The sequence below is a fragment of the uncultured Paraglaciecola sp. genome, assembly GCF_913058035.1.
Taxonomy (GTDB): domain Bacteria; phylum Pseudomonadota; class Gammaproteobacteria; order Enterobacterales; family Alteromonadaceae; genus Paraglaciecola.
Window position 1 is genome coordinate 1 of the sequence record NZ_CAJXPA010000112.1, and the last position, 16,037, is coordinate 16,037.

At 39.9% G+C, this 16,037-nt stretch carries 10 protein-coding genes and 1 pseudogene; 2 read left to right on the forward strand and 9 right to left on the reverse strand.

Features of this window, described 5'->3' with window-relative positions; translation table 11 throughout:
- Positions 1 to 1,204 (forward strand): chaperonin GroEL (gene groL, locus QZ562_RS14200; protein ID WP_293761393.1); only part of this gene is annotated, 1,204 nt, incomplete at its 5' end.
- A gap of 137 nt (positions 1,205 to 1,341) precedes the next feature.
- On the opposite strand, the gene QZ562_RS14205 is transcribed toward groL, so the two are convergent.
- The 8 genes from QZ562_RS14205 to QZ562_RS14240 form a co-directional block, all read right to left on the reverse strand.
- Positions 1,342 to 2,889 carry a glutamate synthase-related protein gene (locus QZ562_RS14205; RefSeq protein WP_293761395.1) on the reverse strand — a complete coding sequence of 516 codons (1,548 nt, stop codon included), beginning with the start codon at positions 2,887 to 2,889 and terminating at the stop codon, positions 1,342 to 1,344.
- Positions 2,890 to 3,149: 260 nt separating this feature from the next.
- A complete protein-coding gene (locus QZ562_RS14210; protein WP_293761397.1) occupies positions 3,150 to 4,139 on the reverse strand; it encodes a glutathione S-transferase family protein in 990 nt (329 codons plus the stop codon).
- 38 nt (positions 4,140 to 4,177) lie between these two features.
- Positions 4,178 to 5,158: a glutathione S-transferase family protein gene (locus tag QZ562_RS14215; RefSeq protein ID WP_293761399.1), complete on the reverse strand. Its 981-nt coding sequence runs from the start codon at positions 5,156 to 5,158 to the stop codon at positions 4,178 to 4,180.
- Positions 5,159 to 5,238: 80 nt separating this feature from the next.
- Positions 5,239 to 5,634: a DoxX family protein gene (locus QZ562_RS14220; RefSeq protein WP_293761402.1), complete on the reverse strand. Its 396-nt coding sequence runs from the start codon at positions 5,632 to 5,634 to the stop codon at positions 5,239 to 5,241.
- A gap of 186 nt (positions 5,635 to 5,820) precedes the next feature.
- The gene (locus QZ562_RS14225) at positions 5,821 to 6,726 is read right to left on the reverse strand and encodes a LysR family transcriptional regulator (RefSeq protein ID WP_293761404.1); all 906 of its coding nucleotides are present in this window, start codon (positions 6,724 to 6,726) and stop codon (positions 5,821 to 5,823) included.
- A 1,240-nt stretch (positions 6,727 to 7,966) separates the two neighbouring features.
- Positions 7,967 to 9,526: an alpha,alpha-trehalase TreF gene (gene treF / locus QZ562_RS14230; protein ID WP_293761406.1), complete on the reverse strand. Its 1,560-nt coding sequence runs from the start codon at positions 9,524 to 9,526 to the stop codon at positions 7,967 to 7,969.
- Positions 9,527 to 9,531: 5 nt separating this feature from the next.
- On the reverse strand, positions 9,532 to 10,782 hold the full coding sequence (locus tag QZ562_RS14235) for an MFS transporter (RefSeq protein ID WP_293761408.1): 1,251 nt from the start codon (positions 10,780 to 10,782) through the stop codon (positions 9,532 to 9,534).
- 95 nt (positions 10,783 to 10,877) lie between these two features.
- Positions 10,878 to 11,897, reverse strand: coding sequence for a LacI family DNA-binding transcriptional regulator (locus QZ562_RS14240; RefSeq protein WP_293761411.1), 1,020 nt, complete (start codon positions 11,895 to 11,897; stop codon positions 10,878 to 10,880).
- 185 nt (positions 11,898 to 12,082) lie between these two features.
- Here QZ562_RS14240 and QZ562_RS14245 point away from each other — a divergent pair, with 185 nt between their 5' ends.
- The gene (locus QZ562_RS14245) at positions 12,083 to 14,353 is read left to right on the forward strand and encodes a TonB-dependent receptor (RefSeq protein ID WP_293761413.1); all 2,271 of its coding nucleotides are present in this window, start codon (positions 12,083 to 12,085) and stop codon (positions 14,351 to 14,353) included.
- A gap of 1,031 nt (positions 14,354 to 15,384) precedes the next feature.
- Here the strand turns inward: QZ562_RS14245 and QZ562_RS14250 are convergent.
- Positions 15,385 to 16,037: pseudogene (locus QZ562_RS14250) on the reverse strand (AMP-binding protein); the annotation flags it as partial.

Genomic DNA, 16,037 nt, shown 5'->3' on the forward strand with positions numbered 1-16,037 from the left:
GGTAGGCACTATTTCTGCCAACTCTGATCTTGAAGTAGGCGAGCTAATCGCTGAAGCAATGGAAAAAGTAGGTAAAGAAGGTGTAATCACTGTTGAAGAAGGCCAAGCACTTCAAAACGAGCTTGAAGTAGTTGAAGGTATGCAGTTCGACCGCGGTTACCTATCTCCATATTTCATGAACAATCAAGAAAATGGTACAGTTGAACTAGATAACCCATTCATTTTATTGGTTGACAAAAAAGTTACCAACATTCGTGAAATGTTGCCTACTCTCGAAGCTGTAGCAAAAGCATCTAAGCCTCTTTTACTTATCGCAGAAGACGTTGAAGGCGAAGCACTAGCAACACTTGTTGTTAACAACATGCGTGGCATTGTGAAAGTTGCAGCGGTTAAAGCACCTGGATTTGGTGACCGTCGTAAAGCCATGTTACAAGACATTGCGACCTTAACTGGTGGTACTGTAATTTCTGAAGAAATTGGTCTTGAACTTGAAAAAGTAACATTAGAAGATCTTGGTACAGCAAAACGTGTAGTAGTAAATAAAGACAATACTATTATTGTTGATGGTGCCGGTGAAGAAACAGCGATTAAAGGACGTATTTCACAAATACGCTCACAAATCGAAGAATCTACTTCAGACTACGACAAAGAAAAACTTCAAGAACGTCTTGCTAAATTAGCCGGCGGTGTTGCAGTAATTAAAGTTGGCGCAGCCACTGAAGTCGAAATGAAAGAGAAAAAAGCTCGTGTTGAAGATGCTCTTCATGCTACTCGCGCAGCGGTTGAAGAAGGTGTAGTACCTGGCGGTGGTGTCGCTCTAGTGCGTGCCGCAACTATTGTTGGTACTCTTAAAGGCGACAACGAAGACCAAACACACGGTATCAAATTATTGTTACGTGCAATGGAAGCACCAATGCGTCAAATAGCGGCTAACGCCGGAGCAGAAGCATCAGTTGTGACCAATGCTGTTAAAAATGGCGAAGGTAACTTCGGCTTTAACGCAGCGAACGATACCTACGGCGATATGATCGAAATGGGTATTTTGGATCCAACTAAAGTTGTTCGTTCAGCACTACAGTTCGCTGCATCAATCGCAAGCTTGATGATTACCACTGAATGCATGATTACTGATGCACCACAAGACGCAGCACCTGCTATGCCTGATATGGGCGGCGGTATGGGTGGTATGGGCGGCATGATGTAATTACATAGCCGTGCATAACATTGCATAAGCTTGTAATGTGACACTTTTAAAGCCCGCAGGTTTTATAATCTGCGGGCTTTTTTGATGATTTTTTCATTGCTAATGATTTGTTTAATTCCACCGTGACTAGTTCATCTTTAACTACCCATCCCTGAATACTTTACGCCAGCAAGTAGTGCCATTTCCCTGTGCCAAGTAGCTAAGTCATGTCTATTGAACTTTTCAAAAGAATCGTGACCACATGCTCTTGCCATGACTGACATTAATTCAGAGGAGGCTTCGAAGAAGTTTTTCAGCTGAACTGCGGATTTTTCAACATTTAAGCGCTGGCGCAAATCTTTTTTCTGCGTAGCAATACCCGCAGGACAATTATTGGTATTACACATTCTTGCGGCTACACAGCCTATAGCCTGCATAGCACTGTTTGATACGGCGACACCATCTGCACCTAAGGCTAAGGCTTTAACAAAGTCGATAGGAACTCTTAAACCACCAGTAATAATTAGCGTGACTCGTCCACTCGCGTCTTGTTCGTCTAAATACTTTCTAGCGCGAGCAAGGGCTGGGATTGTTGGCACACTAATGTGATCCCTAAACATTTCAGGTGCAGCACCTGTACCGCCACCTCGGCCATCCAAAATAATGTAATCAGCACTGGCATCTAATGCGAATTGAATATCCTCTTCGATATGATTGGCACTGAGTTTAAATCCAATGGGAATACCGCCGGTGACTTCACGCACACGATCGGCAAACTTTTTAAAGTCTGCTGCCGTGTGTAAATCTTTAAACGTTGGTGGAGAAATGGCGGGGGTACCTTCCTCAATACCGCGAACTTCGGCAATTCTACCTGTATTTTTGTTACCGGGTAAATGGCCACCTGTTCCCGTTTTTGCACCTTGTCCTCCTTTAAAATGAAATGCCTGAACATTTTTGAGTGTAGACTCATCATAGCCAAATCCCGCACTTGCCAGCTCGTAAAAATATTTTGAGTTCGCTGCCTGCTCTTCAGGCAACATGCCACCTTCTCCCGAGCAAATACCTGTTCCTGCGAGTTCCGCCCCCGTTGCCAGAGCAATTTTGGCTTCTTCAGAAAGCGCCCCAAAACTCATATCTGAGACAAATAGCGGTATACTAAGTTTAAGTGGTTTTTTGGCCTTAGGGCCAATCACTAGTTCGGTGTTAACGGCGACATGTTCCATCAATGGTTTGTTGGCCATTTGTGCCACCATTATCTGTAGGTCATCCCAGTGTGGTAATTGATAACGTGGCACCCCCATCGATGTCATGGGACCATGATGTCCCATCTTAGATAATCCTTCTCGAGCCAGTTGATGAATTAATTCAACAGTGGGCTCTTCCTTGGTTGCGCTAGCAGTCGGAATGTTACTGACATTAACCACTTGAATTTGCACGCCAGGTCCTTCTTTGCCAACCTGCTCTTTATCAAATTGTTTATGGCTGCCATCACAAAAAGGGCTATTGGCCGTATGCTTGCATTGGCATAAATAAGCATCACCGCTTTCTTGGGCAGTAAAGGCTTTGGGTTTAAAGTCAGTCCCCGCATGAGAACCGTCGCAAAAAGGCTGGTTATTCGAACGGCCACAGCTACAAAAGTAATATTCTTCCCCCTGATTAAGACTCACTTTTTTGGGTGCTATCGCTGCGATTATAGGGTTAGTCATTGTTGCTTCCTTTTGCTAGTTGTGGTTTATATCTAGTCAATTCTAAGTTTACTTATCAAAGGTTTTTTTCTTTAACGTTCGGGCTTTTTTAACAAAATGATGATATTGCGCTGCCATTGCATGCCCAAGTATTAATAGCCACACAAGCCACGTGTCTCAGTGACAAAGCTATCTTGTTTATCCGGTTTAAGCATATTCATAGTTAACTCTAAGCATTAATAACGTATTTATTATTGACCTTTACTATGCCCCTAACCATTTTAATAAGAAAAAGCGGACTCTAATCCAATGGGCACAATACCGTGTGGATTGCGTAACGGGCTGACCGAGTTATAGCCTTTACGATACACATCAAGCTCAATGGTTTTGCCAACATTGGGTAAGTTAACAACATCCTGAAGGTATCGAGATAAATGAGGGTAATCCCTTAACGCTCGCAAATTACATTTGAACGCAGTGAAATACCCAACATCAAAACGTACCAGTGTGGGTAATAAACGCCAATCAGCTTCGGTAATATTGTTACCTAAAAGGTATTTGTTATTCGATAAACGCTGCTCAAGTTTATCAAGGGCTGTAAATACTTTGACAACAGACTCATCATAAGCGCCTTGTGTTCTGGCAAAACCCGTTTGATAAACCCCATTATTAATATTTTGATAAATGTAGTCATTAAGCTCATCAATTTCCTGGGCTAATGCGTCTGGATAAAAGTTCTGAGCGTCACCAGTAATGTCATTAAAAGCACGATTAAACATGCGAATGATTTCCGATGATTCCGTACTAACAATCTTATTCTGCTGTTTATCCCAAAGTACCGGTACGGTCACGCGACCACTATAATCAGGGACAGCTTTTACGTACAATTCATGTAGGGCAGATAATCCCAGCAGGGTATCTGTAAAGCGAGTATCAGCACTTGTATCATCACCAGTAAATACCCAACCATTTTCGGTGCGTAAGGGCTTAACCAGTGAGAGCGAAATAACGTTTTCAAGTTGCTTAACACTTCGATAAATTAAAGTGCGATGCGCCCACGGACAGTTAAGTGCAGCAAAAAGGTGATAACGATCCGCCTCTGCCTTGAAACCGCTTTCTCCTGAAACTCCGGCACTGCCATCAGCGGTGATCCAGTTTCGAAATTGTGCAGTGCCTCGTTGAAATCGACCATTGGCTTCTTTATATTGCTGCTGCTCAAATGAGAGTACCTGTTCATCATTAAGCCAGTTACCATTAATTAATTTTCCCATTATCTTTTCCTTTTTAGCCAATTAAAACTTAGCCTAACCTAGCTTAACCGTTCACGGTTATGGGCTGAGTCAAAATCAATATAAGGCCCCGTAGGTATAATGCGTGTTGGATTAATGGTTTCGTGACTACCATAATAATGTGCTTTGATATAATCCATTGCCACAGTCTCAGCAATGCCTGGTACTTGATATAAATCTCGTACATAACTCCAAATATTTGGGTAATCAGCAATACGGCGTAAATTGCATTTAAAATGACCCACATAAACTGCATCAAAACGCACTAAAGTAGTAAAAAGTCGCCAATCGGCTTCGGTAATAGTATTGCCCGTTAAGTAACGACGCTTTTCTAAGCGTGTTTCTAAGGTATCAAGGGCATCAAAGACCTCAACTACCGCTTCGTTATACGCTTCTTGAGTGGTAGCAAAGCCAGCGCGATAAACACCGTTGTTAATGGTTGGATAAATGAATTCATTTAATTCGTCGATTTCAGCTAATAATTCTGGCGGTGAAAAATCACCGGGTAATGCGCCCACTTCATCAAATGCTGAATTAAACATACGAATAATTTCAGGAGACTCATTACTGACAATAGTATTGGTTTTCTTATCCCATAAAATGGGGACCGTCACTCGACCAGTATAATCAGCTTGAGCGGCCGTATAAATTTCATGGACGTATAAGGTATTATGAATCGGATCGGGTACTACGCCTTCACCGGGTTCGAATGTCCAACCTTCGTCGCCCATAAAAGCATTCACTACCGACATTGAAATCATGCCTTCTAAGCCTTTAAGTTTGCGATAGATAATGGTGCGATGTGCCCAAGGGCAGGCTAATGATACATATAGATGGTAGCGGCTGGGCTCAGCTTTAAAACCGCTAATACCTGAAGGGCCAGCACTGCCATCTTTTGTTATCCAGTTACGAAAACTGGGAGCTTTACGCTCAAAGCGGCCACCGGTTGATTTTGTGTCGTACCATTCATTTTGCCACTTGCCTTCAACTAAAAGTCCCATTGTCTACTCCTAAAATTCTTCGAATATAAAATTAGCTATATCAAGGGCAATAGAAATTATCACCCTTCGTAGATCATCAATTAAACAGGTTTTTTGTTAGCACGATTATCAAGTGAATAAGCACCTGCACCATGAACAAATAACGTTAAGAAACCACCTGCAATGGCGATATTTTTCATAAAGTTAGTCATCTCTGCTTGATTGCTAAAATCGGCATGAAAAAGTATTGCAGACAACACAGTGAAACCAGCTAATGCAAGGGCGACATATTTTGTTTTCCAACCTAAAATAATCGCTAAGCCACCAAACGCCTCAGTTAAAATAACCAGCGGTAATAAAAAGCCTGGAACGCCCATTGCCTCCATGTAACCTTGAGTGCCTGCATACTGTGATATCTTTGTTAGTCCCGACATAAAAAACATGATGGCTAAGAAAAAACGACCTGTTGGTGCTGCAAAAATTTGTAATGTATTCATGATAAATCTCCAAATGTAGTTTACTAAAATTTTTATTACGGCCGTTTTAGGTATTGGTTAAAACGACTTGCTGGGTTGATGAGGTAATCTTATTAGTAAACTAAAAATGGATAAACATAAGATAAAAGAAATCATTGTTTCCATTTGGAGAATAATGTTTTGGTGCGGCGATAAACATATTTGTGATTAAGGCTGATCCCAATAAGGCTTGTCACCAAATTGTTCAATTAGGAAATCGATCAAACTACGTACTTTAAGCGGTAAATGCCTATTGGGTGGGTAAACGGCATAAGCATGCATGGTTTGCAGTTGATACTGTTTTAACACAGGGACTAAAGTTTGCGTTGCCAGCGACTGCCAGACGATAAAGGTGGGTAAGTAGCTGATCCCGTGATTGGATTCAGCTAAAGATTTAAGAAAGTCTCCATTATTAGCGATAAAATGTGGCTCAAGATACACAACTTGTTCTTTACCGTCCTGAGTTAAGAATTTAAGGCCATTTTGATCGGGGCTGCCATATTTAAGTATTTTATGTCGCTTGAGATCATCAGGGCTCTTTGGCTCGCCATGTAATTTTAAATATTCGGGGCTAGCACATAACACATGTTTAATAGGGGCTATTTTTCTAGCCTGCATGGAAGAATTATCTAATTGACCAATACGAAATGCCAAGTCTACTCCCTGCTCAATAATATCTATTCTTTGATCAGAAAAATTAATCTTCAATTTTAAATCAGCATGCTCTTTAAAAAAAAGATCAAGTGCCGGAGCCAAGTGACTAAGCCCGAATGATAAAGGTACGGCAATATTTAGCGTTCCTTGTAATGCTCTTGTTCTATTATAAGTTTGGCTATTTAACTCTTCAACGTCATCAAAAATTAATTTACTGCGTTGATAATAATGTTGGCCAGCTTCGGTAATACTAGCCATACGGGTGGTGCGATTTATTAACTTGATACCAAGTTTGTGTTCTAGTGAGGCTAAACGTTTGCTCACCGCTGATTTAGCAATATTCATTTGCTCTGCAGCTTTGGTAATGCCGCCCGTTTCAACAACACGCAGAAAAATATGCATATCTTCAAGCTGTCCCATACCATCTCCAAGGAGTTTACGAAATTAGTGTTTCCTTTTAGTTAACTATACCCCCAGTTAACTAGTGTTTATTCCTTATATGTTAACAATTATCATCTCTTCATCAAGTTCTAAGCATTAGCTTGCGATTGAAAACAGGTTTATCAAAATAAGCATAAGTATTAATATGTTTTAAACCATTCAAAAAAACCATCAGAGCGCTTATTCGTATTGCTAGAGCACAAAATACAGATTAGCTTGAACATACATACTTTAAATAAAATATCCTTAGTATCACTTTCTCTATTAATCGAACTATAAAATCATCTGTATGCATTGCATAGGGTTGCATGATTCAAGGGGTATAAAGTGGGTACCATTTTCAAGGTTTATTATTTTCATAATACTTACAATGCTTTATAGCCCGATGGGCGGCATGATGTAATTGCATAGCATCAGGTTTCAATGTGAAGGTTTCAATGTGAAGGTTTCAAAGCTCGCAGATTTATAGTCTGCGGGCTTTTTTATTGGTTCTTTCTTTGCTAATTATTTGGTCTAACAACACCGTGATTATAGAATATTGTAGAGTATAAAATGGAGTTTCGTTTTAAGCTGATTCTTTATGCAGAATGACGGGAATGGGCAGTTAGACGCCCATCATCAAAGTTGATTGTATGACAAGTCCGAGCGCTCAAGAAACGGTCGCTGATTTTTAGGACTCTTACTGGTTTACTGTGCGAGTTAGCGGGCATTCGAGGCGTTGAGCATTACCCTCTGTGTCAGACTACCTGTATTGTTATTTTATGAAAAATGACGATTTAATCTCAACATATTCGACGTTAATACTACAGAATCAAGATTTTTTATAACAACTTAATATTCCTTGTCCTTCAGTATTTTTGTTTAAATTAAACGCTGTAGGGATCCCTCTAATAAATACCGAATCTACCTAACTTGGATTGTTCACTGGCATCTTATGGCTATTGAAAAATACCTCGGCAAGCTCAAAAATTTTACGTATTTCGCCGTATCTCAACGCGCGTTTTACTAGAATATTAATGATAAATTGATAGCAGAGCCTGGCAGACTTTCATTATAGGTGTATATTTAAAATCTACGTTTCCAGAATTTTATTCATCATACTTGCCATAAATATATCTCGGTGTCGTTGGCGGCATTACGGTTGATGCATTTATAAAAAAACTAGATTTGATACTCAAATTCACTCAGAAAAAACATGACAAGTGCGCTCTATAGTCGTCTACGAATTATGAGCTTCTAACAGTTTATAGAACGCCAATGCGACTCCATTTGTCCAACCAAAGCCATGTTGTACTTCGTACTCTCCACCCTTGGCAACATGCTGACTATGTTGCACATTATATTTTTCCATCATGTTGTTATCGGTAATAAATTGTTGCTCCACTGTCGCCATCCAGCGATTCATTATTTTCAGCGATAGCTTGTCAAACCCATAATTCATTAACCCCACTACCGCGAACCATTGCAGGGGTGCCCATCCATTTGGAGCATCCCACTGTTGCGCACTGTCATTCAGTGTCGTCACAAGACCACCTTCCAATAGGAACGAATTTTTGAGTTTGAGTGCAATGTGTTTTGCTTGTTGTTTTGATGCAATTTGGCTAAAGAGAGGTAAGCAGGCAGCTAACGATTGAATTGGCGTTTTTTTACCTTGGATAAAATCAAAATCATAATAAAAACAACTTTGTTCATCCCACAAATATTGGTTGATCGCATCACTTCGAATTTGCGCATATTCGGCAAATTTCACACTGAGATCCGTTTCAAATAACTCAGCATAAAATTGACTCAGTAACATCTCTAATTTGTACAACAAACAGTTAAGATCAATAGGCACAATGTGTGTTGTTTGAATTGTAGATAAGTCATCTTGGTCAGCTAACCATCTTGAACTAAAATCCCAACCTGATTCGCAGGCCGCGCGGATGTTCCGGTAAAAATCAGCTCTGTTAGCAGCAGTAATATTTTCTGCGGCCTCGATATCTTCTCGATATGATTCAGGCCTAGGCTGTGTACTGTCGTCCCAGTAACGATTTAAACACACGCCGTTTGGCATTTTTACGACACGTTTGATTGCGGTTGTATCGGCATTTAACCTTTCTTTACCATGCATCCAAAATTGGTATTCTTTGTCTAATCCTTGAACGCAATGTTTTAGAAATTGGTTTCTAGCTTCAGTCTGATTCTTCTCAAAATTTTGTAGTGATATTTCAACCATCAATCCTAATACAGGAGGCTGAGAACGGCTGTTGAAATAGCTGCGATTGCCATTGGGTATACAACCCAAAGTGTCCTGTAAATCAATAAAATTTAAGATCATTGACTGAATAATATCTTGCCGTCCCGACTCATTTAAACCCAAAGAGGTAAAGTAACTGTCCCAGTAATAGATTTCACGAAACCTGCCCCCGGGCACAACATAAGGATGAGAAAGCGGTAATAAAGAGCATAAGGCTATATTATTAGGCTGTTTTTCAAGCTTTGGCCAAAGGGATTCAATATAACTTTTTACCGAAGCTTTATCGGTATCGTTGGTAAGTAATATCGTGTCAGGAATAACGAAGTGCTGATGAATAAAAGTTGTCAGATCAAACGCTTCAGTTGCCTGTGCTTTTTCATAAACAGCGTATATTTCAGGCAATGATAATTTAGGATAGGCGTCTGCAAATGTTTTGCTATCTGCAAATATTCTGGCTAGTTGCACATCGTGAAATAAACGGCTGTCGAAGAAGTCTAAGCTTTGCTTTAGATTTTGTTTGCCACTATTTGTATCTGACATGGTCATTAGTTTCCATTCCCCGTGGTGGTGGAAGACAACTTATTTGTCGAATTGCGGAAGAAAAACAAAGTCATCGCAAGCAGTGCCATGGGAAACAGTGATAAGTAGAAGGCGTTCTTGCCACCAAAAGTATCAAAAACCAGACCGGTAATAATGGAGCCTGTTGTGCCGCCCAATGCAGAAAACACCACTATCAGCCCGGTCATTTGTGCATGCTTAGCCTTCTCTAAAGAACTCAACATCACAGAGTTAATAATCGGATAAATGGGTGCCATCATCAGCCCAGCCAAGGGTAAAAGATAAGCCGCGATGGGTGCTGTAAAAATACCAGTGGTAACACTGGGGTTAATGTCATCAGCAAGAGGTAGGCTTAATATCATTAAAATTGCCATCATGGCGATACAGACATTCAAGAACAAATACCAATTTACGTATTTCAATATCTGCCCAGCCATCAATCTACCGATAGCTATCATAGCTGCGAAAATACTGGTTATTTGCACACTTACATCAACGGGTAGATGTAATACCTCACTATTAAAAGTCGGTAACCAAGTGCCAATTCCTTGTTCGATTAATACATACAGAAAAACAGATAACACAAACACCAAAACTAGTGGCTTATATGCCAATTTCAGCATCTCAACAAATTCTTGGATCATCCCATTAGGCTGTTGTTCAACTGGAGTTTTCTGGATCGGTGAGAAGAAAACAATACAGGCGGTGATAAACAGCACGGCCGCTAATAAATAATATACGTTGAGCCAATCAAGTGAAGTGGGTGCATCTGGGTTAATATAAGCGCTGAAAATCCAATATCCAGACAACACGCCCAGCATAAAAATACCTTCAATGGTGTTAAGCAAAGAGGAATGGGAGCGCGTGTCATGGGTTAGCTGACCGACAAGAGAATAAACAGACACTTTAACCAACGCAAACGAAGTGCCAATGCAGGCGAACAACACTTTTATTGCAATAAAGTCACCCCAAATAGGTGTGACCAAACAGGCGACTGCCGCCAATAATAATCCTATTAACATCGCAACCTTGTAGCCCATTCTTGGAATAAAAGAGGCAACCAAGAAAGATACTAGGGCGATAGATAAATCTTTAAAACCTTCGAGCGTGCTGGCATCTGGTTTGCTGATACCAAAGCTGTTTATGGATTGTAAAATAACGGTACCGACACTATTCAACATAATGGCGAACATAAAATAACAGGCTGCAATCGCACCAATAACAAGCAATCTGGACATATACACTCTACTCATAAGCACTTAATGACGTTAGTCTATATGCAACATCGAATATATGCAATCGATTGCATTTTATAACTTACTAAATTTAATATTTAGTGCCTAGTAGAGTTGCGAGGGATTAACTCAATATCAATCACGGTAGATTGAGTGGGTTTGCCTTCAAATTGACGCACCAACTGATTAACCATCACTTCTGCCGCTTCTTTTACGTTTTGCCTGATAGTAGTTAGAGAAGGATGAAAAAACTCAGCCATCGCGATATCATCAAACCCAACGATAGAGACCTCGTTAGGAATGCCTATATAGCGCTCTTTTAAAGCCTTAAGCGCGCCTAAAGCGACCATATCGCTAGAGGTGACGATGCCATCAAAAAATAAACCATGGTGTAAAATTGTTTCACTGATTTTTTCATAGGCCGCGGTGCTAGTAATATCAATAGATAACGTTAATCGGTCTTCAAGTATGCCGCCTGCTTCAGACAAAGCCTGACGATACCCTTTATAGCGTTCAGCCAATTCTAAATGTTCTGGATCTCCTAAAAACAAGATTTTTTTACATCCATTGTCTATTAAATGTTTGGTCGCAATATAACCCCCTAACTTGTTATCACTGCCTACTACCGTATAATCAACACCTGATGTAGGATCGCCCCAAACCACCATAGGTAAACCAGTGCGGGCCACCGCATCAATTTTCTCATCACTTTTACCTTGGCCAACAACAATGATGCCATCCGCTCGGCTGCTGGTCAGAAAATAATTAGCCCAATCATCAGACGCCATAAAGGAATTCGACAGTAACAATTCGTAGCCCTTATTGTTAAGTGCCTGATTAAGTTCACCCACTACTTTGAGTAAAAAAGGGTCGCTGATGCTTTGTTCGGTATGGTCAATCAAATTCAAGATCACCGCAATTACGTTGGTTTTTTGTGTACGCAAACGGCTAGCAGCAGCATTAATGCTAAAATTATACTGACTTGCTAAGGCCTTTATCTTGTCTCTGGTGGCTTTTTTAATAACGGGATTGTCGTTCAAAGCCCTTGATGCCGTGGATGTAGAGACACCTGCCAACTTGGCAATATCAGCGAGTGTTAGTTTTTTATCTGTTTTCAAGGTGTATTCATACTCAATAAGTCAGTTAAAAGGTATTTGTGGTTACTCACCAAACATTGCTCTACTTTAGCATATTTGTGTTAATTGAAAATAATTTCAATCGATTGCATAAAATAATTGCAATCGATTGCATTTTTACATATGGTTTACATCAGGCACACATTCACACATGTTAGGTAACAAAAATGAAAACTAAAACATTCCATAAAAAATTACTTCCAATCAGTATTGCGCTTATCATGGCAAACCCAGTTATGGCTCAAGAAGAAGCACCAAACGAAATTGCTAAAACAGACTTTATTGAGCAAATCATCGTAACGGGTACCGCAAGTGGTACTGCGATTAGAAAGGTAGACGCGAGCTACGCATCAACAGCTTTAAGCGCTGAAGATATTCTAAAATTAGCACCTAAAAGCACGGCCGAACTATTTAGAGCCATACCCGGTGTTTGGGCTGAAAGCTCTGGCGGTGTATCAGGCGCCAACGTATTTGTACGTGGCTTTCCTACTGGCGGTGACGCACCATTTTTAACCGTGCAACTTCAAGGTGTTGGCATATACACACCTCCTTCAGTCTCTTTTCTTGAAAACTCAACATTATTTCGCGTCGACGAAACTATCGCGTTTATGGATGCATTACGTGGTGGACCGGCTTCAGTTTTATCAAATGGGCAACCTGGATTAACCACTAATTTTCTGCTTAAAGAAGGTAGCGAAGTCACCGAAGGAACATTTAAATACACCACTTCAGACTATGGGTTACAACGCATTGATGCCGTATTAAGTGGTGCGCTAGCTGAAGACTTTTATTACATGATTGGTGGTTACGTACAACAAAGCTCTGGTGTAAGAGACGCTGGTTTCACCTCTGAGAAAGGTAATCAATTTACTATCAATTTAACCAAAGAATTAGACAACGGTAAAATTAACCTTTACACCCGTATTACCGATGATCATGGTGTTTGGTACACACCTTCTCCTCTAATAGATGGCGTGGATAACAGCTTTGTACATTTGGGTACATTAAACAGACAAGCAACCATCAACTACGGACCAGATACCGACACCACAAGAGAAAGCTTTGATTTTGGCGAAGGCCGTGGCTGGGATGGTTCAGTTTCTGGTGGAAGCATTAACTTAGACTTAGGTGGCGGCTGGTCGTTTGTTGACCGTTTCTCTTTTACAAAAGGTGAAGCTGATACCTTAGGTTTAGTGACAAATGGCGACCCAGTAGCGCTTTCAACAGTTGCTGATAGTGGTGGTTCAGCTACTGGTTCTGTCACAGGTAATACCTATGATGGTAATACTGTTGTTCAACAGCTTGGGCGTTGGATTGTGCGTAAAGACATCGAGTCTTTCACTAATGATTTGGCCTTCACTAAGACCACCGATACCATCAAAGCTTCTGTTGGGCTCTTCAGTTCTAGTTATTCTGCAAATGACTGGTGGGCATTGGGTAATCACGCCTATCACGTGGTGCAAAGTGGCGGTGAGGCCTTAACAGGTATTGCATGTAATGTCAGTGTTGCTGGTTGCGGCTGGAACTACGATATCAACAGTACCGGTGATGGTAACACCACAGCGATTTATGCTGCTCTAGACTATCAATTTAGTGATGACCTGAGTGCTGATATCGGTATAAGAAACGAAAGTCATGAAATTGAATACAGTGTAGATGAAGGTTTGGACGGAGTAATAACCAAGGCGGTTCAATATAATGAATCTGATGTTGCCTATACCCTTGGTGTGAACTGGCAGTTTGAAAAAGATTCAGGTGTGTTCACTCGCTATAGTGAAGGTAGTAAAATGCCTTACTTTGATGATTTTCGTGATAATTTCGGCAGTTATTCAAACGGCAACGACCTCATCTCTGATGTAGTTCAATTTGAGTTAGGTTACAAACTCGCCACTTCAAATTACAACGTTTATGCAACAGGTTTTTACAATGAAGTAGAAAGCTCTCAAACACCCATACCTGGTGGCGCATCTAATTTATTCGCAACAGAAGCGATGGGTATTGAATTAGATGCAGCCTATTTCGCTGATAACGGGTTCGCAGTCTCACTCAATGCAACCATTCAAGATTCAGAAGTGGTTGAGTCTGCAGATGCGACAATCATTGGTAATGAAGCACAGCGTCAACCCAGTTTCCAGTTACGAGTCACACCTAGCTATGACTTTGAAATGGAACATTTCTACTCAACATTATATGGCACATTATCTATAGTTGATGACAGATTCGCTGATCCCGGTAACACAGTAGTGTTAGATGGTTACGAAAGTCTAGATATAGGGTTAACTGTTGCTAATGACAGTGGTTTAAATATGAATTTGGCGATACAAAACATAACAGATGAAGATGCTTTAACTGAAGGAGATCCTCGTAATCCAACAGCACCGAATGGGAGATTTATTTTACCTAGAACAGTCACTTTTAGTGTAGGTTATTCGTTCTAGGACAACCTGAAATATACTAATATAACGCTTGTTAACTGATGGTTTTCAGGCGTTTTATATGTCTAAATAATATGAATAGAAGCATATATACAAAACAAAATTTAATCAGCCCCACTATTTCAAATCGCTTAAGATATGGGATGTTCTGATAATTACTTTTCTAATTCCTAAGGTGTTAACAAGTAAAAGGAATGGCATTTGCCATGAGTATAAATAAAATAAAGTTTCATTTTTCATAAATAACGATAAATGTTGCCTCATGTTTTCGATATTTACCTCTCTTTAATGTCCTTGAGGGATTGAAAATTTGCGCTTTTTCGTCTTTTAATCAGCTGTTTTAACAAAATTTAAAACAAGCGCCCTAAACACCGCTCCTTTTCATTGTAACCAGTGCTCTCCTTTTAGATCTTTTAGCTTTTTGACTTCATTGTTGTTCCAATGAACACTTTGATGCCTGACTTTGTAAAAAATCAAATCTCGTGACCGTCCGTAAAGGTGGCAAACCAGAGTGTCAAAACTAGTTATATCGAGCCACCGCTTCGACTATATCTGACAAATTCTTCCCGTACAATTTTGAACGGCGTACGTCTCCTTTTGCCGTAATCTTGTCATTGGATTTTTAATTCAAAAATGTCGATTTAAGCTAATTAGTCATCCTTTGTCCCTCATTTACACTAACTGATGGAATTTATTAAAAGGGTGCACAGAGTTGCATCATTGAAGGGGTCAAAAGTGGGGTGCCGTTTTAAATTTTTTTATTATCCATTTAATATCAATAGCCTACAGCTCAATGGGCGGCATGATGTCAGTTTTATTACATCAGCTCTTCATTTAAACGAAGCCCGAACAGTAATGTTTGGGCTTTTTTATTAGCTGCTTATCAATATATAATAATACTTTGGCTATGTCTTAATCGTAGACAAATCGGAAGCTACTTTTCAGCCAAACCTAATGTCTGCTTTAAACTCAATTCGTTTGTCGAATTTTGATTATTATAAATGTGTTTACCATCAACAGAATTAGCTCACATTTTATATGCTAGCTATATCGGATTCCCAAATAATATCACCGAGTAACTCACCATTTATTAATTGCATATACTTTTGTTCAATAGCGTTTCGTTTAATTTTTAACGTGGGTGTTAGTAGCCCGTTATCTATATCCCATACGTCAGAACAGACGAGTATGTAATCTAATTTTTGGTGTCTTTCCAATTCATTATTTACGTCTATTAATATGTTTTTTAATTTTTCAACGGCCTCAGTATTTTCTTTTGAAATTGAATTATTTAACACCACAATTGCTATAGGTTGCTTTAAACCTGATCCCATCACACAAACTTGATCTATATCAGTATTGGCGCTTAGAAGACTTTCAATAGGGACGGGCGTGACATATTTTCCTTTGCTAGTTTTAAATTTATCTTTTATTCGGCCAACAATTTTAAATGCACCAGAGGCAGTAATTTCACCACAATCACCCGTGTGAAACCAACCATCGGTAAACGATTCTAAGGTGGTTTCAGTATCTCGATAATATTCGCTGAATATGGCATCACCTTTAATTAAAATTTCACCTTCTTTAGAAAGTTTCATCGTTACGCAATCAATTGGCTTACCAATTGTCCCTAAGTCACTTTTGACATAGGGTAGGTTAATACAAGATATACTGGACGTCTCTGACA